At 65.6% G+C, this 22,461-nt stretch carries 24 protein-coding genes; 9 read left to right on the top strand and 15 right to left on the bottom strand.

Annotation, left to right across the window (positions count from 1 at the left end; all coding sequences use genetic code 11):
• Positions 1–4: 4 nt before the first annotated feature.
• The 4 genes from secB to CGK74_RS10470 are packed head-to-tail and all read right to left on the bottom strand — an operon-like array spanning position 5 to position 1,560.
• Positions 5–469, bottom strand: a complete 465-nt coding sequence (gene secB, locus CGK74_RS10485; protein ID WP_094268430.1) for a protein-export chaperone SecB — start codon at positions 467–469, stop codon at positions 5–7.
• A gap of 48 nt (positions 470–517) precedes the next feature.
• Positions 518–787, bottom strand: coding sequence for a glutaredoxin 3 (gene grxC, locus CGK74_RS10480; protein WP_206186232.1), 270 nt, complete (start codon positions 785–787; stop codon positions 518–520).
• Positions 788–789: 2 nt separating this feature from the next.
• On the bottom strand, positions 790–1,206 hold the full coding sequence (locus CGK74_RS10475; protein WP_094268429.1) for a rhodanese-like domain-containing protein: 417 nt from the start codon (positions 1,204–1,206) through the stop codon (positions 790–792).
• Between the two features lie 24 nt (positions 1,207–1,230).
• Positions 1,231–1,560, bottom strand: a complete 330-nt coding sequence (locus CGK74_RS10470; protein ID WP_094268428.1) for an ArsR/SmtB family transcription factor — start codon at positions 1,558–1,560, stop codon at positions 1,231–1,233.
• A 130-nt stretch (positions 1,561–1,690) separates the two neighbouring features.
• Here CGK74_RS10470 and CGK74_RS10465 point away from each other — a divergent pair, with 130 nt between their 5' ends.
• The 4 genes from CGK74_RS10465 to CGK74_RS10450 are packed head-to-tail and all read left to right on the top strand — an operon-like array spanning position 1,691 to position 5,729.
• A complete protein-coding gene (locus tag CGK74_RS10465) occupies positions 1,691–3,064 on the top strand; it encodes a murein hydrolase activator EnvC family protein (RefSeq protein WP_094268427.1) in 1,374 nt (457 codons plus the stop codon).
• A gap of 46 nt (positions 3,065–3,110) precedes the next feature.
• Positions 3,111–4,484, top strand: a complete 1,374-nt coding sequence (locus tag CGK74_RS10460; RefSeq protein ID WP_094268426.1) for a S41 family peptidase — start codon at positions 3,111–3,113, stop codon at positions 4,482–4,484.
• Positions 4,485–4,502: 18 nt separating this feature from the next.
• Positions 4,503–4,952 carry a hypothetical protein gene (locus CGK74_RS10455; RefSeq protein WP_094268425.1) on the top strand — a complete coding sequence of 150 codons (450 nt, stop codon included), beginning with the start codon at positions 4,503–4,505 and terminating at the stop codon, positions 4,950–4,952.
• An 18-nt stretch (positions 4,953–4,970) separates the two neighbouring features.
• Positions 4,971–5,729: a HesA/MoeB/ThiF family protein gene (locus CGK74_RS10450; RefSeq protein ID WP_094268424.1), complete on the top strand. Its 759-nt coding sequence runs from the start codon at positions 4,971–4,973 to the stop codon at positions 5,727–5,729.
• Here CGK74_RS10450 and ribD read toward each other — a convergent pair.
• From ribD to CGK74_RS10415, 7 genes are all read right to left on the bottom strand, one after another.
• Entirely contained in the window at positions 5,726–6,820 is a 1,095-nt protein-coding gene (gene ribD / locus CGK74_RS10445; RefSeq protein ID WP_094268423.1) for a bifunctional diaminohydroxyphosphoribosylaminopyrimidine deaminase/5-amino-6-(5-phosphoribosylamino)uracil reductase RibD, read from the bottom strand. The genes CGK74_RS10450 and ribD overlap by 4 nt on opposite strands.
• Positions 6,801–7,313 carry a transcriptional regulator NrdR gene (gene nrdR, locus CGK74_RS10440; protein ID WP_094268422.1) on the bottom strand — a complete coding sequence of 171 codons (513 nt, stop codon included), beginning with the start codon at positions 7,311–7,313 and terminating at the stop codon, positions 6,801–6,803. Before nrdR ends, ribD begins: the two co-directional genes overlap by 20 nt.
• A 60-nt stretch (positions 7,314–7,373) precedes the next feature.
• Positions 7,374–8,624 (bottom strand): serine hydroxymethyltransferase, encoded by a 1,251-nt coding sequence (gene glyA / locus CGK74_RS10435; protein WP_094268421.1) that lies wholly within the window; start codon positions 8,622–8,624, stop codon positions 7,374–7,376.
• 124 nt (positions 8,625–8,748) lie between these two features.
• Positions 8,749–10,563 carry a TRAP transporter large permease gene (locus tag CGK74_RS10430; RefSeq protein ID WP_094268420.1) on the bottom strand — a complete coding sequence of 605 codons (1,815 nt, stop codon included), beginning with the start codon at positions 10,561–10,563 and terminating at the stop codon, positions 8,749–8,751.
• Positions 10,560–11,150 carry a TRAP transporter small permease subunit gene (locus CGK74_RS10425; RefSeq protein WP_048705671.1) on the bottom strand — a complete coding sequence of 197 codons (591 nt, stop codon included), beginning with the start codon at positions 11,148–11,150 and terminating at the stop codon, positions 10,560–10,562. The genes CGK74_RS10430 and CGK74_RS10425 overlap by 4 nt, the downstream gene beginning before the upstream one ends.
• 144 nt (positions 11,151–11,294) lie before the next feature.
• Positions 11,295–12,377 (bottom strand): TRAP transporter substrate-binding protein, encoded by a 1,083-nt coding sequence (locus CGK74_RS10420; RefSeq protein ID WP_094268419.1) that lies wholly within the window; start codon positions 12,375–12,377, stop codon positions 11,295–11,297.
• A 128-nt stretch (positions 12,378–12,505) separates the two neighbouring features.
• On the bottom strand, positions 12,506–13,174 hold the full coding sequence (locus CGK74_RS10415) for a histidine phosphatase family protein (RefSeq protein WP_094268418.1): 669 nt from the start codon (positions 13,172–13,174) through the stop codon (positions 12,506–12,508).
• A gap of 136 nt (positions 13,175–13,310) precedes the next feature.
• Here CGK74_RS10415 and CGK74_RS10410 point away from each other — a divergent pair, with 136 nt between their 5' ends.
• Both CGK74_RS10410 and CGK74_RS10405 read left to right on the top strand, forming a co-directional pair.
• Positions 13,311–13,919 carry a TRAP transporter small permease subunit gene (locus CGK74_RS10410; RefSeq protein ID WP_165770070.1) on the top strand — a complete coding sequence of 203 codons (609 nt, stop codon included), beginning with the start codon at positions 13,311–13,313 and terminating at the stop codon, positions 13,917–13,919.
• Complete coding sequence (locus CGK74_RS10405) at positions 13,916–15,553, top strand: TRAP transporter large permease (protein ID WP_094268416.1); 1,638 nt, start codon at positions 13,916–13,918, stop codon at positions 15,551–15,553. Before CGK74_RS10410 ends, CGK74_RS10405 begins: the two co-directional genes overlap by 4 nt.
• A 115-nt stretch (positions 15,554–15,668) precedes the next feature.
• Here CGK74_RS10405 and CGK74_RS10400 read toward each other — a convergent pair whose 3' ends face one another.
• Positions 15,669–16,775: a TRAP transporter substrate-binding protein gene (locus tag CGK74_RS10400; RefSeq protein ID WP_094268415.1), complete on the bottom strand. Its 1,107-nt coding sequence runs from the start codon at positions 16,773–16,775 to the stop codon at positions 15,669–15,671.
• 89 nt (positions 16,776–16,864) lie between these two features.
• Positions 16,865–18,211: a metalloprotease PmbA gene (gene pmbA / locus CGK74_RS10395; RefSeq protein ID WP_094268414.1), complete on the bottom strand. Its 1,347-nt coding sequence runs from the start codon at positions 18,209–18,211 to the stop codon at positions 16,865–16,867.
• Between the two features lie 63 nt (positions 18,212–18,274).
• Between pmbA and yjgA the strand changes: the two genes are divergently transcribed.
• The 3 genes from yjgA to CGK74_RS10380 are packed head-to-tail and all read left to right on the top strand — an operon-like array spanning position 18,275 to position 20,684.
• On the top strand, positions 18,275–18,886 hold the full coding sequence (yjgA, locus tag CGK74_RS10390) for a ribosome biogenesis factor YjgA (protein WP_094268413.1): 612 nt from the start codon (positions 18,275–18,277) through the stop codon (positions 18,884–18,886).
• A 44-nt stretch (positions 18,887–18,930) separates the two neighbouring features.
• Positions 18,931–19,521 (top strand): molybdopterin adenylyltransferase, encoded by a 591-nt coding sequence (mog, locus tag CGK74_RS10385; protein WP_048705652.1) that lies wholly within the window; start codon positions 18,931–18,933, stop codon positions 19,519–19,521.
• A gap of 5 nt (positions 19,522–19,526) precedes the next feature.
• Positions 19,527–20,684, top strand: coding sequence for a methyltransferase (locus CGK74_RS10380; RefSeq protein ID WP_094268412.1), 1,158 nt, complete (start codon positions 19,527–19,529; stop codon positions 20,682–20,684).
• Positions 20,685–20,696: 12 nt separating this feature from the next.
• Here CGK74_RS10380 and CGK74_RS10375 read toward each other — a convergent pair whose 3' ends face one another.
• Both CGK74_RS10375 and msrP read right to left on the bottom strand, forming a co-directional pair.
• Entirely contained in the window at positions 20,697–21,377 is a 681-nt protein-coding gene (locus CGK74_RS10375; protein ID WP_094268411.1) for a protein-methionine-sulfoxide reductase heme-binding subunit MsrQ, read from the bottom strand.
• Positions 21,378–21,466: 89 nt separating this feature from the next.
• Positions 21,467–22,405 carry a protein-methionine-sulfoxide reductase catalytic subunit MsrP gene (msrP, locus tag CGK74_RS10370; RefSeq protein WP_094268410.1) on the bottom strand — a complete coding sequence of 313 codons (939 nt, stop codon included), beginning with the start codon at positions 22,403–22,405 and terminating at the stop codon, positions 21,467–21,469.
• Positions 22,406–22,461 lie beyond the last annotated feature (56 nt).

Here is a 22,461-nt window from a genome sequence, read left to right as displayed (position 1 = left end):
CTCGTCACTGGATCGGCACTTCGCCCGTGGCTTGCTGGGCGACTTTCTGGCGCTGCGACTGATAGAGCGCCTCGAAGTTGACCGGCGACAGCAGCACCGGCTGGAAGCCCGCGCGGGTGACGGCGTCGGACACGGCTTCGCGTGCGTACGGGAAGAGGATGTTCGGGCAGCCGATCATCATCACCGGCTCTAGGTCGGCTTCGGGCACGTTGCGGATCTGGAAGATGCCGGCCTGCGCAACCTCGACGAGGAACAGGCTGCGATCTTCGCCGATCTTGGCCGACACGGTGACCGTCAGTGTTACTTCATAGACGCCGTCGTCCACGTTCTGGCCCTCGGTGCGCAGTTGGACGTTGACCTGGGGTGCCTCGCGCTCGAGGAAGATCTGCGGCGCGCCGGGCACTTCGACCGACAGGTCCTTGACGTAGAGTTTTTCGATCGAGAAGACGGGTTGCGCGTTTTCAGACATTGAATTGGGTCCGGTGAATGGGCTGGGAAGTGGGTGACTGACGGCGGATCAGGCTGGTTCTCCGCGCAGCAAGGGGTCGAGCTTGCCGGCGCGGTCGAGGGCATACAGATCATCGCAGCCGCCGACATGGTAGTCGCCAATGAAGATCTGAGGAACCGTGCGACGTCCGGTGAGCTGCATCATGTGGTCGCGTTGGGCCGGGTCGAGGTCGATGCGGATCTTCTCGATGTCGGCGACGCCCTTGCTGCGTAGCAGTTGTTCGGCGCGCACGCAGTACGGGCACACCGCGGTGGCGTACATGCGGATATCAGGCTGCATGCTCATTTCCGCTTGCGGCTGATGGGCTGGCCGGCCTTTTCCCATTCGGCCATGCCGCCTCTCAAGTTGTAGATCTTGTCGAAACCGGCCTTGCGCAACTGGGCGCCGGCCGCGGCCGAGCGTGCGCCACTGGCGCAGCACAGGATCAGCGGATGATCCTTCCACTTCTCCATTTCGGCGCTGCGACGCGAAATCTCACCCAGCGGGATATGGCGCGCGTTGGGCACGTGCCCCTGTGCGTATTCGCCCTGCTCGCGGACGTCGATGACGATCGCGTCTTCGCGGTTGATAAGCAGGGTGGCTTCGACCGGGGAAATCTGGCTCTTGTCACCGCGGCCGCGAATCAGTTCGACCATCAGCCAGCTGCCGCTTGCGGCGGCCAAGGCGGCCCAGTACCAGTTCTGTTGCAGGAATTCCACGAATTGGGGTGCTCCGGTTAGGGGTTAGTTGTCGTCGTTGTCGACGCCGCAGAAGACTTCCCTCATCAGGGAAACGAGCTGCAGCGTGCGCGGATCGCCCACGCGATAGAACACGCGGTTTGCATCCTTGCGCGTCTGCAGTACGTCCTTGTCACGCAGGATGGCAAGGTGCTGGGAGATGTTGCTCTGCGAAGTGCCCACCGCGTCGACGATGTCCTGCACGCAGACTTCGCCTTCGCCGAGCACGCACAGGATCTTGAGTCGCAAGGGGTGGGCAATGGCCTTGAGCGCGCGTGCTGCGGTCTCGATGTGCTCATGCTTGTCGATGAGCGTGAAAATGTCGTCTTTGTTCACGATGGGGCGGGCCGACGTAAAGCGCTAGTATAAAATAACGCGTTCGGGTCTTGCGCAGTCCGCGAACGATTGTCGTTTGCTCTCGCCGGCTCGCCCACTCTCCCACGTATTCACCCGGAACCCGCGCTTCATGAGCCTGGCTGGTCGTCGCTATCTGGCAGCCCTTGCCTTCGGTTGCGTGCTGGCGTCCGGCGTGATGCCGACTCCGGTGTGGGCGCAGGCCAGCGGCGAGATTGCCGACAAGCGCTCCGACCTCGATGACCTGAAGAAGCGGATTCGCGAGCTGCAGCAGGAGATGTCGCGCACCGAGGCGAATCGCTCGGGTGCGGCGAAGGCCGTCGCCGATTCGGAGCGCGAGGTTTCGCGAGCCCAGCGCCGAGCGCTGCAACTCGAGCGCGAGCGCGCCGAGGCTGAAGCACGGCTGGCGGCGCTCGAGCAGGCGCAGCGTGAGGTCGAGGGGCGGATTGCGGCGCGGCGCGAAGAGCTGGCCGAGTGGCTTCGTCGGCACTATCTGAATGGTGCGGCCGACAGCGTGGCCCCCTTGCTGTCCGCCCGGGATCCCAACCAGCTTGCACGCGACGCTTACTACCTCGAGCATCTCGGCCGCGCCCGGCTGGCGCTGCTCGAGGCGATGCGCGCTGACCTGCGCGATACCGAGCAGCGGGCGCAGGAAATCCTCGCCCGCCGTGACAGTCTCGCCGCGCTGGAGGCCGACCAGCGCGCCCAGCGCGCCCTGCTCGAGGCGAGTCTGGTGCAGCGCAAGGACGCGCTTGCCGCGCTGTCCAGGCAGTTGCAGACCCAGAAGCGGGAGGTTGCGACGCTGCGCGAGGACGAGCAGCGCCTTGCCCGCGTGATCGACACGCTCGTCAAGCGTGCCCGCGAGGCGGCGGCACGGGAGGCCGCGCGGCGCCTGGCCGAACAGCGTGCGGCCGAACGACGGGCTGCCGAGGAGCGTGCCGCGGCGGAGCGCGCTGCGGCACAGGCGCAGGCCAATGCGGGTAGCGCCTCTGCGCCGGCCGGCCGTGCCCCCGCCCCCGCGCCGAAGCGGGTCGAACCCGTTGTTGGCGAGGTCCGCAGCAGCGCCGGTGCGACGCCGACCGGCGTGCGCTTTGCCCAGCTTCGCGGCCAGCTGCGTTTTCCCGTACGCGGAGAACTCGTGGGGCGCTTTGGTGCTCCAAGGGCGGAAGGTGGCACGACCTGGAAGGGGGTGTTCATCCGGGCCGGCACCGGTGCAGACGTCAGGGCCGTCGCCGGGGGTGAAGTGGTGTATTCCGACTGGCTGCGGGGCTATGGCAATTTGATCATCGTTGATCACGGCGGCGACTATCTTTCGGTCTATGGCAACAACGATGCGCTGCTGAAAGAGGTGGGCGATGCGGTGGCCGGCGGCGACGCCATCGCCAGCGTGGGCACCAGCGGAGGGGGCGGGGAATCGGGTTTATACTTCGAGCTCCGTCATCAGGGTCGTCCGCTCGATCCGATGCAGTGGGTGCGACTCAACTAGTTAATCCGGCGTGAAGGGCAAGGGCCGCTTCCCCGATGGAGTTCTCATGCGCAGCAAGCTGAAACAGTTCGGCCTTGTCATGACTGGCGTGTTCGCCGGCGTGATGCTCAGTCTCAATTTCTCCGCCAATGCCGACCGCACGACGCAAGTGCCGCTGCCGGTCGAGGAGTTGCGCGCGTATGCCGACGTGTTCAATGCGATCAAGCAGGGCTACGTCGAGCCGGTCGAGGACAAGAAGCTGATCGTCGACTCGATCAGCGGCATGCTTTCGGGGCTGGACCCGCATTCCGCCTATCTCGACGCCGAGGCCTTCAAGGATCTGCAGGTTGGCACGCAGGGCGAGTTCGGCGGGCTCGGCATAGAGGTCGGCATGGAAGACGGCTTCGTCAAGGTCATCTCGCCGATCGAGGACACACCGGCCTTCCGCGCCGGCGTCCAGGCGGGTGATCTGATCGTCAAGCTCGACGACACGCCGGTGAAGGGCATGAGCCTGAACGATGCGGTCAAGCGCATGCGCGGCAAGCCCAAGACCGACATCACGCTGACCATCATGCGCAAGGGCGAGAGTCGCCCGATCGTGCTGACGCTGACGCGCGAAGTCATCAAGGTGCAGAGCGTGAAGTCCAAGCTCGTCGAGCCTGGCTATGCGTATCTGCGCGTCGCCCAGTTCCAGGAAAACACCGCGGCGTCGGTCGTACAGCACCTGGGCAAGCTCACCGCCGAGGGGCCGCTATCCGGTCTGGTGCTCGATCTGCGCAATGACCCGGGCGGCTTGCTGCACGGCGCGGTGGGCGTTTCGGCGGCCTTCCTGCCGGCCGGCGAACTGGTCGTTTCGACCGACGGCCGCACCGAGGATGCCAAGCGTGAATACCGCGCGACGCCTGAGGACTACCTCCGTGGCTCGCGCGACGATTTCCTGCGCCGGTTGCCGCCGGCGGCGAAGGACGTGCCGATGGTGGTGCTGGTCAATGGCGGGTCGGCCTCGGCGTCCGAGATCGTGGCCGGGGCGCTGCAGGATCACAAGCGTGCCGTCGTGATGGGTACGCAGACCTTCGGCAAGGGTTCGGTGCAGACCATCCTGCCGCTCAACAACAGTACCGCGATCAAGCTCACGACCGCTCGCTACTACACCCCGAGCGGTCGCTCGATCCAGGCCAAGGGTATCGAGCCGGACATCGTCGTCGAGGAGAGCGCGAACGGCTCCAGCCGCCGGGTGCGCGAGGCTGATCTGCAAGGGCATCTGGGCAACGACAAGGATCCCGAGGCCGAGAAGAAGGCCAGAAAGGAAGCCGGGCAGGACAATGGTGACGACGAGGCCGAGGCGGCACGTTTCGAGCTTGCCAGCAAGGACGATCACCAGCTGATGCAGGCGATCAACCTTCTCAAGGGGCTGCAGATCGTCCAGAATAAAAAACCATAAGGCTACAGGGGGAGCGTGATGCGTCGGGAGACCGCCTACAAGCTGGCAGGCAGGCATCACGACCATCCTGCGCCAGGTACAGGCATCGAGAAGGAGCGGGACATCCGCTTCAAGGCCTTGCCTCCGGGGCAGGTCGAACGCGCGTGGCTGGCGCTGCGGGTGCTGAAGGATCTGCACGTCGAGCGGACTCAGGATCCGCTGTGCCTGCGCGTTCGTTACTCCGTGCTGGACTATTCGCTCGAGACGCTCGAGGACGCGCTGCGGGAAGCGGGCTATGCGCTCGACAACGCACTGTATTCGAAGCTGGTCCGTGCGCTCGTGTACTTCTGTGAAGAAACGCAGCGCCACAACCTGATTTCCCCGGAACGCCTGATCAAGCAATCGCACGAGGTCTACATCCAGGCCTGGGACCAGCACGCGCACGGCGATCACGACGACACGCCGGTCGATCTGCGCGAATACAAGTAAGCCAACAGACCCGTATCCATGAACGACGACCAGCTGCTGCGCTACAGCCGCCACATCCTGTTGCCCGAGATCGGGGTCGAGGGGCAGGAAGCTATCCTGAACGCCAAGGTGCTCGTGATCGGCGCAGGTGGATTGGGCTCGCCGGTAGCGATGTATCTGGCCTCGGCGGGCGTGGGCACACTGGTGATTGCCGACAACGACACGGTGGATCTCACCAACCTGCAGCGCCAGATCATGCACTCGACCAAGATGGTCGACCGTCCCAAGGTGGAGTCGGCGCGGGCGAGCCTGCAGCGCATCAATCCGCTCGCCAACGTCGTGCCGCTGCACACGCGGCTTGAAGGTGTCGCGCTCGACGAACAGGTTGCCGCGGCGGACGTCGTGCTCGATTGTTGCGACAACTTCGCAACCCGCCACGCGGTCAATCGCGCCTGCGTGAAGCATCGCAAGCCGCTGGTCTCGGGGGCTGCCATCCGCTTCGATGGGCAGGTGTCGGTGTTCGACATGCGTGACCCTGAGGCCGCCTGCTATCACTGCCTGTTTCCCGAGGGCGAGGACATCGAGGAGGTGCGCTGCGCGGTGATGGGGGTGTTTGCCCCCATCGTCGGCATGATCGGTACCACCCAGGCGGCCGAGGCGCTCAAGCTGATCGTCGGCTGCGGAACGCTGCTCACGGGCCGGTTGCTTCTGCTCGACGGGCTGGCGATGGAGTGGCGCAGCGTCGACTTCGGGCGCGACCCGGGCTGCGCTGTCTGCGGTACGACGGAGGAGCGTTAGGCGCGCGGCAGGCGGGCGACGACGCGAATGTCGCGTCCGACCTGGCGAACGTCGCGCAATTCCAGCCGGGTTGCATCTTCCAGCTTGGTCAGCGCGGCCAGGTTGAATAGTCCGTGGGCAGCGTCGCCAACCAGCATCGGCGCCATGTAGAGGAGCAGCTCGTCCACACAGCCTTCGCGCAGCAGCGAGCCGTTGAGCTTGAAGCCCGCCTCGGCGTGGATCTCGTTGAGTCCGAGGGCACCCAGTTCGTTCATCAGCCGCGGCAGGTCGACCTTGCCCGCCGGGTTCGGCAGCACGATCAGGCGGTGGCCGGCGGCCGACAGCCCGGCATGGCGGGCCGAATCCTCGCTCGCGGTGGCAATCAGGATCGGTTCGCCCTGCAGGATGCGGGCGGTGGGCGACACATCGAGCCGGGCGTCGATCAGGATGCGCAGCGGCTGGCGCTCGCAGGGCACGTCGCGCACCGTGAGCTGGGGGTCGTCTTCCTTGACCGTACCGATCCCGGTCAGCACCGCGCAGGCGCGGGCGCGCCAGGCGTGGCCGTCGCGTCGGGCCTCGGGGCCGGTGATCCACTGGCTGACGCCGTTCTGCAGCGCGGTCTTCCCATCGAGGCTGGCGGCTGCTTTCAGGCGCAGCCACGGCCGGCCGCGCGTCATGCGCGCCACGAAGCCAATGTTCATTTCGCGCGCGTCATTCTCCAGCAGGCCATGCTCCGTGACGATGCCGGCTGCGCGCAGGCGTGCCATGCCACGCCCAGCCACGAGCGGATTGGGGTCTTCCATGGCCGCGACGACGCGGGCCACGCCGGCGTCGATCAGCGCGTCGGCGCACGGCGGGGTGCGACCGAAGTGCGAGCAGGGTTCGAGCGTGACGTAGGCGGTGGCGCCCTGTGCGGCCGCGCCGGCTTGGCGCAAGGCATGGATCTCGGCGTGAGCCTCGCCTGCGCGCCGATGCCAGCCTTCGCCGACCGTGATGCCGTCGCGCACGAGCACGCAGCCCACGCGCGGATTCGGCGAGGTGGTGTTCAGACCCAGGGCGGCGAGCTGCAGCGCGCGCGCCATGGCAGCATGGTCAGCTGCCGAAAAGGTCATGTTCGGGATCCGGACCGGCCTTGCCAGCCTTGCCGCGGCGCGGACGGGCCTGCACCTCGCGGATGACCTCGGAGAACTCGTCCACGTCGGCAAAGTTGCGATAGACCGATGCGAAACGGATGTAGGCGACCTTGTCGAGCTTCTTGAGCTCCTTCATCACCAGTTCGCCGATTTTTTCGCTCGGGACTTCCTGCTCGCCCATTGCCAGCAGGCGGGCCTCGATGCGGTCGACCGCTGCGTCGATGTCCTCGATCGTGACGGGGCGCTTGCGTAGCGCCAGCTTCATGCTGCCGGCGAGTTTGGCGTGGTCGAACTCGGTGCGGTTGCCGTTGCGCTTGACGATGTGCGGCATCTTGAGATCGATGCGCTCGTAGGTGGTGAAGCGCTTGTCGCACTTCACGCAGCGACGGCGGCGGCGGACGACGTCGCCGTCCTCGTTCTCGCGCGTGTCGGTGACCTGGGTATTGGGGTCACCGCAGAAGGGGCATTTCATGGCCGGAAGGCGCTGGCGGGCGGGGCGGGCGTCGTCTCGATGCGCACCCCGCCAGGCGGCTTACTTGCCGTAGACCGGGAACTTCGCGCACAGCTCGGCCACCTGGCCGCGCACGCGCTCGATCACTGCCTGGTCTTCCGGCGCGTCGAGCACGTCGGCGATCAGGTGAGCGATCTTCTCGGCTTCGATCTCGGTGAAGCCACGGGTGGTCATCGCCGGCGAACCAATGCGGATGCCCGAGGTGGTGAAGGGCTTCTCGGGGTCGTTCGGAATCGAGTTCTTGTTCACCGTGATGTGGGCGCTGCCCAGCACCGCTTCGGCGGCCTTTCCGGTGATCTTCTTGTTGCGCAGGTCGACCAGGAAGACGTGGGACTCGGTGCGGCCGGAAACGATGCGCAGGCCGCGCTCTTCCGACAGCACGCGCGCCATCACGCGGGCATTGGCGATCACCTGTTCCTGGTAGTCACGGAACTCGGGCGAAGCGGCTTCCTTGAAGGCGACCGCCTTGGCGGCGATGACGTGCATCAGCGGGCCACCCTGCAGGCCGGGGAAGATCGCCGAGTTCAGCGCCTTCTCGTGTTCGGCCTTCATCAGGATGATGCCGCCGCGCGGACCGCGCAGCGTCTTGTGGGTGGTCGAGGTGACGACGTCGGCGTGCGGCACCGGGTTCGGGTAGAAGCCCGCGGCGATCAGGCCGGCGTAGTGCGCCATGTCGACCCAGAAGATGGCGCCGACTTCCTTTGCGATCCTGGCGAAGCGCTCGAAATCGATGCGCAGTGCGTAGGCCGAGGCGCCGGCGATGATGATCTTCGGCTTGTGCTCGCGTGCGAGGCGCTCCATCGCGTCGTAATCGATCTCTTCCTTTTCGTTGAGACCGTAGGCGACGACGTTGAACCATTTGCCCGACATGTTCAGCGGCATGCCATGGGTAAGGTGGCCGCCTTCGGCCAGGCTCATGCCCATGATGGTGTCGCCCGGCTTGGCGAAGGCCATCAGCACGGCCTGGTTGGCCTGCGAGCCGGAGTTCGGCTGCACGTTCGCGGCTTCGGCGCCGAACAGCGTCTTCAGGCGCTCGATGGCCAGCTGTTCTGCGACGTCGACGTGCTCGCAACCACCGTAGTAGCGCTTGCCGGGATAGCCCTCGGCGTACTTGTTGGTGAGTTGGGAGCCCTGGGCTTCCATCACCGCGTGGGAAACGTAGTTTTCGGAGGCGATCAGTTCGATGTGGTCTTCCTGGCGCTTGTTTTCGGCCTGGATGGCGGACCACAGCTCGGGATCGACTTTGGCGAGGGTGTCTTGCGAGGAGAACATGGCTTGCCCGTCTGAAATGGGAAAGGGGGAATCGATTGATTCGAGCGCCGGATTCTAGCACGCGGCGGTGCACGAAAAAGCAGCGCGCGCCAAGGGGCGCGCGCTGCAGAAGGGCGGAGGAGGCTTACCAGCCGCGCTGGTTGGTGCCGAACCCTTCGCCGGATTGAGTGCCGCTGTCGGTGGGCGCTTGCCCGTCGGCGGGTGCGGGTTCGCTGGCCGCACCGCCGTCGTCGGCCGGTGCTGCGCCGCCACCGCCCCAGGTGTCGCTTTGCTGACCCCAGCCACCACCGCCTTCGCTGCCGCTCTGGACATTGATCTCGATGGTGTCGAGATCGACTTCGATCTTCTTGTCCAGGCCGAAGGTGACCAGGCCCGGGAAGGCGATCAGTGCTGCGACCATTGCGATCTGGATGATCACGAAGGGGATGGCGCCGCGATAGATGTCCATCGTCTTCACGCCGGCGATGCGCTTGTTCGTGATCCGGTCAAGGTAATCCTTGGCCGGTGCCACGCTGCGCAGGTAGAACAGCGCAAAGCCGAACGGCGGCGTAAGGAACGAGGTCTGCAGGTTCATTGCCAGCAGCACGCCGAACCACACCAGGTCGATCCCCATCTTGTCGGCCACCGGCGCCAGCAGCGGCACCAAGATGAATGCGATCTCGAAGAAGTCGATGAAGAAGCCGAGGATGAAGATGACCGTGTTGACGAAGACGAGGAAGCCGATCTCGCCGCCCGGCAGCTTGTCGAACAGGTGCTCGACCCAGATCTGGCCATCGACCGCGGTGAAGGTGAAGCTGAAGATGGTCGAGCCGATCAGGATGAACAGCACGAAGCAGGACAGGCGGGCCGTCGACTCCAGCGCGTGCTTGAGCAGCCCCATGTCGAGCTTGCCGCGCGCCCACGCCATGATCATGCCGCCGACCGCGCCCATCGCGCCGCCTTCGGTCGGCGTCGCGATGCCGAGGAAGATCGTACCGAGCACCAGGAAGATCAGCGCCAGCGGCGGGATCAGCACGAAGGTCACGCGCTCGGTGATGCGCGACAGCAGGCCGAGACCGAGGGCCTTGTTGATCAGCGCGCCCACCAGCGCAAGCAGGGTGCCGCCCGTCAGTGCGATGACGATGGTTTCGTCCAGCGCGGGGGTGACGTCCTCGCCCTTGATCGCACTGAGGATGTCGCCGTAGCTTAGGCCGAATGCCATGGATACGGCGGATACAAGCAGGCCGAACACCACCAGCGAGCGGATCCCGGAGCTTCCGTCGGGCTGTCGGTAGGCGCGTGCCTCGGGCGGCAGCGCGGGCACCATCGTCGGCTTGAAAATGGCGAGGCCGATGATGAACAGGGCGTAGAGTCCGACGAGCACGAAGGCCGGGATGAAGGCGCCCTTGTACAGGTCACCGACGCTGCGCCCGAGCTGGTCGGCCATGACGATCAGCACCAGTGAGGGCGGAATGATCTGTGCCAAGGTTCCCGACGCCGTGATTGCGCCGCTGGCGATCGCAGGGCTGTAGCCATAGCGCAGCATGATCGGCAGCGAGATCAGGCCCATCGAGATCACCGATGCGGCAACGACGCCGGTGGTCGCCGCGAGCAGCGCGCCGACGAAGATCACTGCCAGCGCAAGTCCGCCACGGATGGGGCCGAACACCTGACCGACCGTATCGAGCAGGTCCTCGGCCATGCCGCTGCGTTCGAGGATCAGGCCCATCAGGGTGAAGAAGGGAATCGCCAGCAGGGTGTCGTTCTGGATGATGCCGAAGACGCGCAGCGGCAGCGCCTGGAACAGGCTCGGCGGCAGGAGGCCGAGCTCCATGCCGAGGAAGCCGAACATCAGGCCGCAGGCGGCGAGCGAGAAGGCGACAGGGAAGCCGGTGAGCAGGAACAGGATGAGCGACCCGAACATCAGTTCGGGAACGTGGGCAGCGAAGAGTTCGATCATTTCTGCACCTCGCCCTTGGCCTCGTCATTGTGGGCGTGGGCTTCGTCGTGCCCGCCGTGCGCGCCGTGCAGCAGCGGGTTCGGCGCCTTGCCCTGCAGGAAAGCGAAGCGCTTGATGAGTTCGGAGATGGCTTGCAGCCCGAGCAGCGCAAAGCCGACCGGCACCAGGGCGTAGACAGGCCAGCGGATCAGGCCGCCGGCGTTGGACGAGACTTCGCCCGATTCGTAGGCGCCCTGCACGACGGGCCAGGCGAACTGGATCATGAACCAGCACATCGGCAGCAGGAAGATCAGGATGCCGGCGATATCGATGTACATGCGGGTGCGCATCGACAGCTTGCCCGCGATCACATCGATGCGGACGTGCGCGTTCTGCAGGAACGCATAGCCGGCGCCGAGCAGGAAGACGGCACCGAACAGGTACCACTGGATCTCGAGGAAGGCGTTCGAGCCGATGTTGAAGGCCTTTCGGGCGATGGCGTTGGCTGCGCTGATCAGCGTCGCTGCCAAGACTAGCCAGATGATGAACTTGCCGAAGAACCGGCTTACGGCATCGATGACACCGGAAATGCGAAGAAGGGCGTCCATTGGGGTGGCCTGGAACCTTTTGAGCACAAAAATGCCGAGCTGGGCGGGTGGCGCGCTCGGCGGAAAAATGCGGGTGTTGCAGAAACGAGTGGTGCAGAAACGACAACGCCGAGGACGACTGAGCGTCCTCGGCGGCAGGGCGGATTACAGCTTCTGGGCGGCCAGATACTGGGCGTAGTTGCCTTCGGCAACCGACTCCCACTGGACCTGGTCAGCCAGGAAGCGGCTGTAGTCGGGGTAGACCTTCTTCCAGTTCGGGTTCTTGTCGTTCAGTTCGGCATAGACTTCACGGGAGGCCTTGAACGCGGCATCCATGAAGTCCTTCGGGAAGCGCGACAGCTTGGCACCTTCGGCGACCAGTTGCTTCAGTGCGGTCGGGTTCCGGGCGTCGTAACGGGCCTGGCAGCCCACGTGTGCGGCTGCGGCGGCTTGCTCGACGATGGCCTTGTACTCGGCCGACAGGCTGTTCCACTGCTTGTCGTTGATGTACACCGAGAACTGCGTGCTGCCTTCCCACCACGCCGGGTAGTAGTAGTTCTTGGCGACCTTGTGCAGGCCCAGCTTGAGGTCGTCGTAAGGACCGATCCATTCGGCGGCGTCGATGGTGCCCTTCTCCAGCGACTGGTAGATCTCGCCCGCGGGAATGTTCTGCGGCACAGCGCCGAGCTTGGCCAGCACGCGGCCGCCGAAGCCGCCGACGCGGAACTTGAGACCTTCGACGTCCTTGACCGACTTGATCTCCTTGCGATACCAGCCGCCCATCTGCGCGCCGGTGTTGCCGCAGGGGAAGTTGACGATGTTGTACTGAGCGTAGAACTCGCGCATCAGCTTCATGCCGTTGCCTTCGTACATCCACGCGGTCATCGCGCGCGACGTCATGCCGAAGGGAATCGTGCAGTCGAAGGCGAAGGTCTCGTCCTTCCCGAAGAAGTAGTAGGGCGCGGTGTGGGCGCACTCGATGGTGCCCTGCTGGACCGCGTCGACCACGCCGAAGGCCGGAACCAGTTCACCGGCCGGGTGAACCGAGATCACGAACTTGCCGCCGGTGGCATCCGAAACGTGCTTGGCGAAGGCTTCGCTCGCACCGAATACGGTGTCGAGCGACTTCGGGAAGCTCGATGCCAGGCGCCAGCGAATCTGCTGCTGGGCGTGGACGATGGCCGGCGCGGTGCCGGCGGCCAGAATACCGGCTACGCCGGCGCCCTGCAGAAATTTACGACGTTCCACGTTGTCTCCTTGTTACTTGGGGTGGGAAGGATCGAAAGCTTGCATGCGATTATAGGTAGGCTCGATCGCCGGCCGTAATCCACGGAAAACCCTAATACCAGGCCTAATTGCCAGCTTCGATGCCGCCTTCATGCATTGGGCAGTTCGTCCAGCGTGTCCCCAAGGTGGCTTTCGTCAGCCCAGGCAAGCAGTTGCCACTCGCCATCGGTATGCGCGATCCAGTTCAATGCCGCATTCGGGATCGGGAAGTTCCGCGGGCTGTCGAGAGGTTCGTCGGTGGCAAGGCGATGGACGATGTCCAGTACCCCGCCATGCGTGACGACCAGTACATGGTGTCCGGCATGGCGGTTGGCGATGTCGTGCAGCGCGTCATGGACCCGTTCGGCGAACTCCGCGAGGCTCTCGCCGCGGTCGGGAAATGCGAATTCGATCTCCCGTGACTTGAAGCGGCGATAGAACTCCGGATGCTGTCGCTCGGCCTCGTCGTAAGTCAGGCCCTGGAAGAAGCCGTAGTGGCGCTCGCGCAGGCGTTCATCGTGGTTGAGCTCCAGCCGGTGGTGGCGGGCGATGGCCGCGGCGGTCTGGCGGGCGCGCTGCAGGTCGCTGGAGTAGAGAGCATTGAACCGCAGTTCCTGTCCCAGCAGTCGTAGCGCCGTCGCCTCGGCCTGCGCCAGCCCGGTCTCGTTGAGCGGGATGTCGATATGGCCCTGCAGGCGGCGCTCTGCGTTCCAGGCGGTCTCGCCATGGCGAACGAGGCAGATACGGCACGTCCGTTCGGTGTTCGATATGTTCGTCATGTTCAACGGGATCGTGAAATGTGCCGAGCGGAATTCCGCCCTGCTGTGAAATAATATTTAGTTCGAAATCTGTCCGCGTGATGGTGCGCGCCGGCGCAGTGAGGATATTTTCACGGCGCCCTTCTGGAGTTTCCTCGTGTCCCTGTTGCTACGAATCTCCCGGTTGATCGACTGGATCAACGAACGGGTCGGCCGTAGCGTGATGTGGCTGGTGCTGATCGCAGTCCTGATCAGTGCAGGCAACGCGCTCGTCCGCAAGCTGTTTAACACAAGCTCGAATGCCCTGCTCGAGATCCAGTGGTACCTGTTTGCCGCCATCTTCATGCTGGCGGCGGGCTACACCTTCCTGCGCAACGAGCACGTTCGCATCGACATCCTGACCAGCAGGCTGTCGCCACGGGCGCAGAACATCATCGACATCCTCGGCATCCTCTTCTTCCTGATGCCGATGGCCGCGCTGATCCTTTGGCTGTCGTGGCCGATCGTCATGATGTCGATACAGTCCGGCGAGATGTCGCAGAACCCCGGCGGCCTGATCCGCTGGCCAGTGAAGCTGATGTTGCCGCTCGGCCTGGCCCTGCTGGTGCTGCAGGCCGTGTCGGAGCTGATCAAGCGCATCGCCTTCGTCACCGGACACGGTCCGAATCCTTTGCTGAAGCGGGGCGCGGCGAGTGCGTCGACCAATGAACTCGTTGCAGCAATCAAGGCGCAGAGCCAGGGTTCGGCAGGGGGCGCGACGAAATGACGGAATTTCTGATCGCAAACATGGCGCCGCTGATGTTCGCGTCGCTGGTGGTGTTCCTGCTGTTCGGCTTTCCGGTGGCGTTCGCGCTGGCCGCCAATGGCATCCTGTTCGGTCTGATCGGTATCGAGCTCGGCTTGCTCCATGGCGCGCTGTTCCAGGCCCTGCCCGAACGCATTTTCGGCATCATGGCCAACGACACGCTGCTGGCGGTGCCTTTCTTCACCTTCATGGGGCTGGTGCTCGAGCGCAGTGGCATGGCCGAGGACCTCCTGGACACCATCGGGCAGCTGTTCGGCCCGGTGCGCGGCGGGCTGGCTTTCGCCGTGATCTTCGTCGGTGCGCTGCTTGCGGCGACGACCGGCGTCGTTGCCGCTTCGGTGATCTCAATGGGCCTGATCTCGCTGCCGATCATGCTGCGCTATGGCTACGATCATCGCCTGGCGAGCGGCGTCATTGCGGCCTCGGGCACGCTGGCGCAGATCGTGCCGCCCTCGCTGGTGCTGATTGTCATGGCCGACCAGCTCGGGCGCAGCGTCGGCGACATGTACCAGGGCGCGCTGCTGCCGGGGCTGATGCTCACGGGCATGTACTTTCTGTACGTGGCGGCCGTGGCCATCTTCCGTCCGTCGATGGCGCCGGCGATGCCGCCCGAGGCGCGCACGCTGCGCCAGGATGACGGCTCGAGCGGCCTGCGTTCGCTGGGCGTCCTGTTCGCGCTGTCTGTGGCGGGTGCATGGTTGTTCGCGAACCAGTTCTATGCCGCGAACGCGCCGCGCGACGAGGTCATCGTCGTGTCTTCGATGGTGGGCATCGGCATCGCCTTCGTCGTCGCCATGGCCAACCGCGTGCTCGGCCTCGGCCTGCTGTCGCGCATGGCCGAGCGCGTCACCTTCGTGCTGATCCCGCCGCTCGGGTTGATCTTCCTGGTGCTCGGAACGATCTTCATCGGCGTCGCGACGCCGACCGAGGGCGGCGCCATGGGGGCGGCGGGTGCGCTGCTGATGGCCTTGTCGCGCCGGCGCCTGTCACTGCCGCTGCTCAAGCAGGCGATGGATTCCACGACCAAGCTGTCCTGCTTCGTGGTCTTCATCCTCATCGGCTCGAGCGTGTTCGGCCTGACCTTCCGCGGCGTGGATGGCGACCTGTGGGTCGAGCACCTGATGACCTCGCTGCCAGGGGGACAGACCGGTTTCTTGGTCGCGGTGAACATCCTCGTGTTCTTCCTCGCCTTCTTCCTCGACTACTTCGAACTCGCCTTCATAATCGTGCCGCTGCTGGCGCCGGTGGCCGACAAGCTGGGCATCGACCTCATCTGGTTCGGCGTGCTGCTGGCGGTGAACATGCAGACTTCCTTCCTGCACCCGCCATTCGGCTTTGCGCTGTTCTTCCTGCGCTCGGTCGCATCGGAGAAGGTGAAGACGGCATCGATCTACTGGGGTGCCGTGCCCTTCCTGATCATTCAGCTGGTAGCGGTAGGCTTGATCATCGCCTTCCCGGGCATCGTCTCCTACGGCGACAAGGGTGCCAAGGCGGTACCGCAGGAAGAGCTGAGGTTGGACCAGTTGTTGCCGGGCGGGGGTGGGGCGGCCGACCAGGACGCCAGCGACCTGCTGCGGCAACTGCAGGGCAACTGAGGGCTTTGCCGGCTTGATCGGGCGCGATGCGCCCGGTCCTCGGCTCCTCTGGGCGCCAACAAAAAACCCGCGCATTGCGCGGGTTTTTTGTTTGTTCTGCCGGCGCGAAGCGTGATCAGCGCACCGACTGCATGAAGCGGTCGAAGCCCGCTTCCGCGACGCTGAACCAGGCGTTCTGCGACTTGCGGTACTTCTCGAACTCGCCGTAGATCTTGGCCCAGGCCGGGTTCTTGGCGGCTTCCTCGGCGTAGAGTTCGCGCGAGACGTCGTACGCCTTCTTCATGATCTCCTGCGAGAAGTTCTGCAGCTTCACGCCCTGCGACAGCAGGCGGGCCAGCGCCTGCGGGTTCTTGTGGTCGTACATCGCGGTCATCTGCAGGTGAGCTTCACGCGACGCGGCGCGGAAAGCGGCCTGGTATTCCTTCGGCAGCTTGTCCCACTCGGCCTTGTTCACGAAGAAGTGGACGACCGGACCCGGCTCCCACCAACCCGGCGAGTAGTAGTGCGGGGCCACCTTGTAGAAGCCCAGCTTCTCGTCGTCGTAAGGCGCCACCCACTCGGCGGCGTCGATCGTGCCCTTTTCCAGCGAAGGGTAGATGTCGGCACCGGCGATCTGCTGCGGGATCGCGCCCATGCGCGACAGGATCTCGCCGCCGAGGCCGGCGATGCGGATCTTCAGGCCCTTGATGTCCTCGAGCGTGTTGATCTGCTTGCGATACCAGCCACCCATCTGGACGCCGGTGTTGCCGCCAAGGAAGGAATAGACGTTGTAGTTGCTGTAGAACTCGTCCAGCAGTTGCTGGCCGCCGCCGCCGATGACCCAGGCGTCCATCTGGCGTGCGTTCATGCCGAACGGCACGGCGGTACCGAAGGCAAAGGTCTTGTCCTTGCCGACGTAGTAGTACGAGCAGGAGTGGCACATCTCGACCGTGCCTTGCTGCACGGCGTCGAGCGCCTGCAGGCCCGGCACGATTTCGCCGGCCGGGAACACGCGGATGTCGAACTTGCCGTTGGTGATCTCGCGCAGGCGGTTTGCCAGCAGTTCCGAGCTGCCGTAGAGCGTGTCGATGCTCTTGGGGAAGCTCGAGGTCATGCGCCACTTGATCTCGGGCAGGCCGGTCTGCACGGCCGGAGCGGCCGAGACGGCGGTGGAGGCGACGGCAGCAGACGCACCAGCGGCCAGGCCTGCGCCAGCCTTCTTCAGGAATGAACGACGTTCCACGCGAACTCCTTCAAGATGTGGATTAACGAAACGTTATATTAGCCCGGCACGATACCTGTGCCGAAGCTGTTATTGCGACCTGCCGCCTTTCAGCGGCCGGCCACCTTCATGCGCTCGATCAAGATCGAGCCGCAATGCTTCGCCCCGCGCGGCAGCGCGTCGTTGCCGATGGCGACGATGCTGCGGAACATGTCGCGCAGGTTGCCGGCGATGGTGATTTCTTCCACCGCGTACTTGATTTTGCCCTTCTCGACCCAGAAGCCTGCGGCACCGCGCGAATAATCGCCCGTGACGTAGTTCACGCCGTGGCCCAGTAGTTCGGTCACGAGCAGCCCGCGGTCCATTTGCCTTATGAGGCCGGCCAGGTCCTTGTCGCCTGGCTTCACGATCAGGTTATGCGAGCCGCCCGCATTGCCGGTGGTCTGCATGCCGAGCTTGCGCGCCGAGTAGGTCGACAGGAAGTAGCCGTTGAGCACGCCGTCGGTGACCACCTCGCGGTCGCGGGTGGCGACCCCGTCGCTGTCGAAGGGGGAGGAGCCGAAGGCCTTCTTCAGGTGCGGCCGCTCGGCGATGCTCACCACCGGCGAGAACACCTGCTGGCCGAGGCTGTCGAGCAGGAAACTCGACTTGCGGTAGAGCGCGCCGCCGCTGACGGCCTGCACGAAGTTGCCGATGAGGGCCACCGCCAGCGGCGCCTCGAAGATGACCGGCACTTCGCAGGTGCGGATCTTCTTCGCCCCGAGGCGGGCCAGTGCCCGTTCTCCCGCGAGGCGGCCGATCTCCTCCGGGCTCGCCAGGTCCGCCGGATCGCGCCGCGAGTCATACCAGTACTCGCGCTGCATGCCGTCGCCTTCGCCGGCGATCACCGAGCACGACAGGCCGTGGCGGGTCGTAGCATAGCCGCCGATGAAACCCTGGCTGTTGGCCGAGACGAAATGCGACTGCTGGATCGAGGTGTTGGCACCTTCGGAGTTGGTGATCTTCGCGTCCACCGCGAAAGCGGCATCCTCGCAACGGCGTGCCAGCCCGATGGCCTCGTTCACGTCGATGGCCCACGGGTGGAACAGGTCGAGATCCGGCAGGTCCTTCTCGCGTGCCATCAGCGCCGCGTCGGCGAGGCCGGCGCAGGGGTCGGGCGCCGTGAAGCGGGCGATGGACAGCGCGGCCTCGACCGTGGCCTTCAGCGCCTTCTTCGAGAAGTCCGAAGTGCTCGCGTAGCCGCGCTGCTGGCCGACATACACGGTGACGCCGACACCCTTGTCGCGGTTGTACTCGATCGTCTCGACCTCGCCCTTGCGTACGCCGACCGACTGGCCGAAGCCCTCCGAGACGTCGGTCTCGCAGGCCGAGGCGCCGTGTTTCCTCGCGTACTTGAGGATGTCGGTGGCAATTTCGCGCAGGTGCGCCTGGGAGAAGGAGAAGCCTTGATCGGACATGAGCGGGCGAGTGTCGGGCAAAGGCTATAATCTTAACCCGTTCAAGCCTCAAGCCCACCCGCAATGCGTTCAGATTCGCGCCACCACGGCCATCACGGCCACGATGAGGAAGACGACTTCATCGAACCGCCCAGCAAGAGCAGCCTCAAGCGCGAAATGCATGCGCTGCAGGACCTCGGCGAGCAGCTTGTCGCGCTGTCGCCCGAGCGCCTTAAGAAGGTGCCGCTGCCCGATTCCCTGTATGAGGCCGTCCGCGCCGCGCAGGGCTTCAGGATGGAAGCCCGCCGCCGCCAGATGCAGTACATCGGCAAGCTGATGCGCAAGATCGACCCCGCGCCGATCCAGGCCCAGCTCGACATCTTCAGCGGCAACTCGGCCGCCGAAGTCGCGAAGATGCACCGCCTCGAGCGCCTGCGCGAGCAGCTGCTGGAGGACGACAAGACCCTCGGTGCCATCGCCGAGACCTGGCCCGAGGCCGACCTGCAGTATCTGCGCACGCTGCGCCGCAATGCGCTCAAGGAGCGTGAGGCGGGCAAGCCGCCGAAGTCCTTCCGCGAGATCTTTCGCGTGCTGCGCGAGCTGCAGGAGGCGCAGGACGCCGCCGCCGAGGCGCAGGCGGGGGAAGGCGTTGACGAACACGAAGACGACGGCGAGAGCGGTGAACTGCGCGCCTGAGACCGCGTACCTCCCGTTCGACCTTTGATAGCGAGACTGAATCCATGAGCGAACACATCCGCATCGGCCTCGTGTCGATCAGCGACCGGGCCTCCGACGGCACATATGAAGACCAGGGCATTCCCGCGCTGAAGGACTGGCTCGGCAAGGCGCTGACCTCGCCCTGGTGCGCCGAGACCCGGCTGATCCCGGACGAGCGTCCGCTGATCGAGCGAACGCTGGTCGACCTCGTCGATACCGCCGGCTGCAACCTCGTGCTGACCACTGGCGGCACGGGCCCTGCGGTGCGCGACGTCACACCCGAGGCCACGCTCGCCATCGCCGACAAGGAGATGCCGGGCTTCGGCGAGGAGATGCGCCGCATCAGCCTCAACTTCGTGCCCACCGCCATCCTGTCGCGCCAGGTCGCGGTCATCCGCGGTCGCTGCCTGATCATCAACCTGCCGGGCCAGCCCAAGTCGATCCGCGAGACGCTCGAGGGAGTGCGCGACGCCGACGGCACTGTGCGCCACGTCGGCATCTTCGCCGCCGTGCCGTACTGCATCGACCTCATCGGCGGGCCTTACATCGAAACGGACGACGCTGTGATCAAGGCCTTCCGCCCCAAGCACGCGATCCGGCCGAAGCAGGCCTGACCGGCGTGAGCGAACAACCGCAGTTGCACTGGAGCGAGGACGACACCCCGCATATCGCCGCCTGGCGTTCCGAGAACGGCCAACTGCCCCCGCGGCGGGTGGTCGTTGCCGACGACACGATGACGGCCGACACGGCATGGCGTCTGGCCTGCGAAGGCACGGCACTGCTGTGGCGCGGCGACTATCACAACGCCCGTCAGCTGCTGCAGGCGATGGCGCGGCGCGCCGATCGGCGGCCTAAGAAGGCTGCCGGCAAGGCCGCTGACAAGGCGCGCCCGCTCGCCGATAGTTTCCATCTGCACCGCATGGCGCAGGCGCAGCGCGCCCGCACGCTGGGCATGCTGCTGATCCCGGTCGAGGAGGGCGGACACATCGCGCTGCGGCGCGCGCCCGAGGTGCGCGAGGCGCTGGCCGAGGCCTTCGGTGACGAGCACGCCGTGCTGCTGAAGGCGCCCTTCGTGCTTGCGCTGCGCGAGCTGCTGGGCCTGATCGGCGCACACGAGTGGCGGCGCAAGGGTGTGATGGTGCCGGCGCTGGGCGACCGCATCCATCCCTGGTACGGCGTGTTTTCGCCGATCCGCGGCGAATACCTCGACCTCATCGCGCGTGCGCCGCTGCCGTCAAAGGCGCTGGCCTTCGACATCGGTGCCGGCACCGGCGTCATCGCCGCGCTGCTCGCGCGCCGGGGCGTGCAGCGGGTGGTTGCGACCGACCTGTCGCCGCGGGCGCTGGGCTGCGCACGCGACAACCTCGCGCGGCTGGGGCTGGACGATCGTGTCGAGGTGGTCGAGGCCGACCTCTTTCCGCCGGGCCTTGCGCCCCTGGTGGTGTGCAATCCGCCCTGGGTGCCGGCCAAGCCGACCGCCGCGGTGGAGCAGGCGGTCTACGACCCGGACAGCCGCATGCTGCGCGGCTTTCTGGGCGGGCTGGCCGCGCACCTGGAGGAGGGCGGGGAGGGCTGGCTGATCCTGTCCGACCTGGCCGAGCATCTCGGCCTGCGCAGCCGTGACGAACTGCTTGGCTGGATCGAGGTCGCGGGGCTGAAAGTGCTGGGCCGCGACGACATCCGACCGCGCCACGGCAAGGCGGCGGACGAGACCGATCCGCTCCACAAGGCGCGTTCGGCGGAAGTGACTTCGTTGTGGCGGCTGGGCGTGCGCTGAGTTCGCGCCGGATTACTTCGGCACGATACGGATGACCGGGCGCTCCAGATGCTTGGCCGGCGGCGGCACCGACAGCTGGCGTCGGCGCTCGAGTTCGCGCCACCAGGCGCGCAGGCCGAGCAGCACCGCCAGGATCAGCGCATAGATGAACGGTTCGAGCAGGTCCGCCTTCACCAGCCACCAGAAATGCACCACGCCGAGGATGGCGATGCCATACACCGAGCGGTGCAGCGATTGCCAGCGCCGCCCGCCGAGCCGGCGGATGGCGAAGCTGTTCGAGGTCACCGCGAGCGGGATCAGCAGCACGAAGGCAGCGAACCCCACCGTGATGAAGGGGCGGTCGAGGATGTCGTTGGCGATCGCCTGCCAGTCGAAGAACTGGTCCAGCCAGAGATAGGTCGTCAGGTGGCCGACGGCGTAGGCGAAGACGAAGAGGCCCAGCATGCGGCGCAGGCGCAGCAGCCAGTGCAGGCCGGTGTAGCGGCGCAGTGGGGTCACGGCAAGCGTGATGAGCAGGAAGCGCAGCGTCCATTCTCCGCTGGCGCGGGTGATGGTCTCGATCGGGTTGGCGCCGAGCGCGTCGTCGTACCAGCCGAGCGCGAGGCTCAGGGCTGGGAGCAGGCAGAGCAGGAAGACGATCGCCTTGATCAGGGCGATCTGCGCGCCGGAGGGCGCGCGCAGGAACGTGGGCATTGCGGGAGACGCTCTATTGTGTGAGTGCAGGCTGTATTGTCCGTGCCGGGCGGCAGATCGCAAGCCTGCCGCTGCGGTGGCCGCAGCGATCAGTACTGTTTGCGCAGGTCCATGCCCTGGTACAGGCTCGCGACCTGCTCGCCATAGCCGTTGAACATCAGCGTCGGCCGCTTGCGGATCTCGCCGATGCGGCGCTCGGTGGCCTGGCTCCAGCGCGGGTGCGACACCTCGGGGTTCACGTTCGAGTAGAAGCCGTATTCATGCGGTGCGGCGCGGTTCCAGGCGGTGGGCGGCTGCTTCTCGGTGAGGCGGATCGTCACGATCGACTTCGCGCTCTTGAAGCCGTACTTCCACGGCACGACGAGACGGATCGGTGCGCCGTTCTGGTTGGGCAGCACCTCGCCGTAGAGGCCGACCGCCAGGATCGTCAGCGGGTGCAGGGCCTCGTCCAGGCGCAGCCCTTCGCCATAGGGCCAGGCCAGCACCGGGCGGCGCAGCATGATTTCGGGATCGTAGTGGGTCAGGAACTCGACGTACTTCGCGCTGCCCAGTGGCTCGACTGCCTTCAGCAGCGCCGCGAGCGGAAAGCCGACCCACGGGATCACCATCGACCAGCCCTCGACGCAGCGCATGCGGTAGATGCGCTCTTCCAGCGGGGCGAGCTTGAGCAGTTCGTCGATGTCGAAAGTGCGCGGCTTGCCGACCAGGCCTTCGACCTTCACCGCCCACGGGCGGGTCGCCATTCTGTGCGCGTTCTGCGCCGGGTCGCCCTTGTCGGTGCCGAACTCGTAGAAATTGTTGTAGGTGATGACCGACTTGTGGTCGGTTTGCGGCTCGGTGGTGCTGAGCGGCGAGGCAACCGTCGACAGCTTGCTCGCCGCGCGGGCCTCGCTTCCCAGGCCATGCCACAGCGCGGCACCCGCGGCAAGCCCGAGCCCGGCGCGCGTGATGAAGCGGCGACGGTCCTCGAACAGCGAGCGGGGAGTAATTTCGGAGGGGGCGATGTCGGCAGGGCGGCGGATGAGCATGGCGGGCCTGTGGGCGGCAGGAAAAATCGTAATCTTACGAACAGACGCCGGAACGG

Origin of the sequence: Thauera propionica (genome assembly GCF_002245655.1) — a bacterium.
Taxonomy (GTDB): Bacteria; Pseudomonadota; Gammaproteobacteria; order Burkholderiales; family Rhodocyclaceae; genus Thauera; species Thauera propionica.
The sequence above is the reverse complement of the archived record's forward strand: the minus strand, read 5'-3'. Positions and strand labels throughout refer to the sequence as shown.

Coding starts and splice junctions, on each gene's coding strand:
- secB (WP_094268430.1), bottom strand. CDS start 469: ATGTCTGAAAACGCGCAACCCGTCTTCTCGATCGAAAAACTCTACGTC.
- grxC (WP_206186232.1), bottom strand. CDS start 787: ATGCAGCCTGATATCCGCATGTACGCCACCGCGGTGTGCCCGTACTGC.
- CGK74_RS10465 (WP_094268427.1), top strand. CDS start 1,691: ATGAGCCTGGCTGGTCGTCGCTATCTGGCAGCCCTTGCCTTCGGTTGC.
- CGK74_RS10460 (WP_094268426.1), top strand. CDS start 3,111: ATGCGCAGCAAGCTGAAACAGTTCGGCCTTGTCATGACTGGCGTGTTC.
- CGK74_RS10455 (WP_094268425.1), top strand. CDS start 4,503: ATGCGTCGGGAGACCGCCTACAAGCTGGCAGGCAGGCATCACGACCAT.
- CGK74_RS10450 (WP_094268424.1), top strand. CDS start 4,971: ATGAACGACGACCAGCTGCTGCGCTACAGCCGCCACATCCTGTTGCCC.
- ribD (WP_094268423.1), bottom strand. CDS start 6,820: ATGACCTTTTCGGCAGCTGACCATGCTGCCATGGCGCGCGCGCTGCAG.
- nrdR (WP_094268422.1), bottom strand. CDS start 7,313: ATGAAATGCCCCTTCTGCGGTGACCCCAATACCCAGGTCACCGACACG.
- glyA (WP_094268421.1), bottom strand. CDS start 8,624: ATGTTCTCCTCGCAAGACACCCTCGCCAAAGTCGATCCCGAGCTGTGG.
- CGK74_RS10430 (WP_094268420.1), bottom strand. CDS start 10,563: ATGATCGAACTCTTCGCTGCCCACGTTCCCGAACTGATGTTCGGGTCG.
- CGK74_RS10425 (WP_048705671.1), bottom strand. CDS start 11,150: ATGGACGCCCTTCTTCGCATTTCCGGTGTCATCGATGCCGTAAGCCGG.
- CGK74_RS10415 (WP_094268418.1), bottom strand. CDS start 13,174: ATGACGAACATATCGAACACCGAACGGACGTGCCGTATCTGCCTCGTT.
- CGK74_RS10405 (WP_094268416.1), top strand. CDS start 13,916: ATGACGGAATTTCTGATCGCAAACATGGCGCCGCTGATGTTCGCGTCG.
- pmbA (WP_094268414.1), bottom strand. CDS start 18,211: ATGTCCGATCAAGGCTTCTCCTTCTCCCAGGCGCACCTGCGCGAAATT.
- yjgA (WP_094268413.1), top strand. CDS start 18,275: ATGCGTTCAGATTCGCGCCACCACGGCCATCACGGCCACGATGAGGAA.
- mog (WP_048705652.1), top strand. CDS start 18,931: ATGAGCGAACACATCCGCATCGGCCTCGTGTCGATCAGCGACCGGGCC.
- CGK74_RS10375 (WP_094268411.1), bottom strand. CDS start 21,377: ATGCCCACGTTCCTGCGCGCGCCCTCCGGCGCGCAGATCGCCCTGATC.
- msrP (WP_094268410.1), bottom strand. CDS start 22,405: ATGCTCATCCGCCGCCCTGCCGACATCGCCCCCTCCGAAATTACTCCC.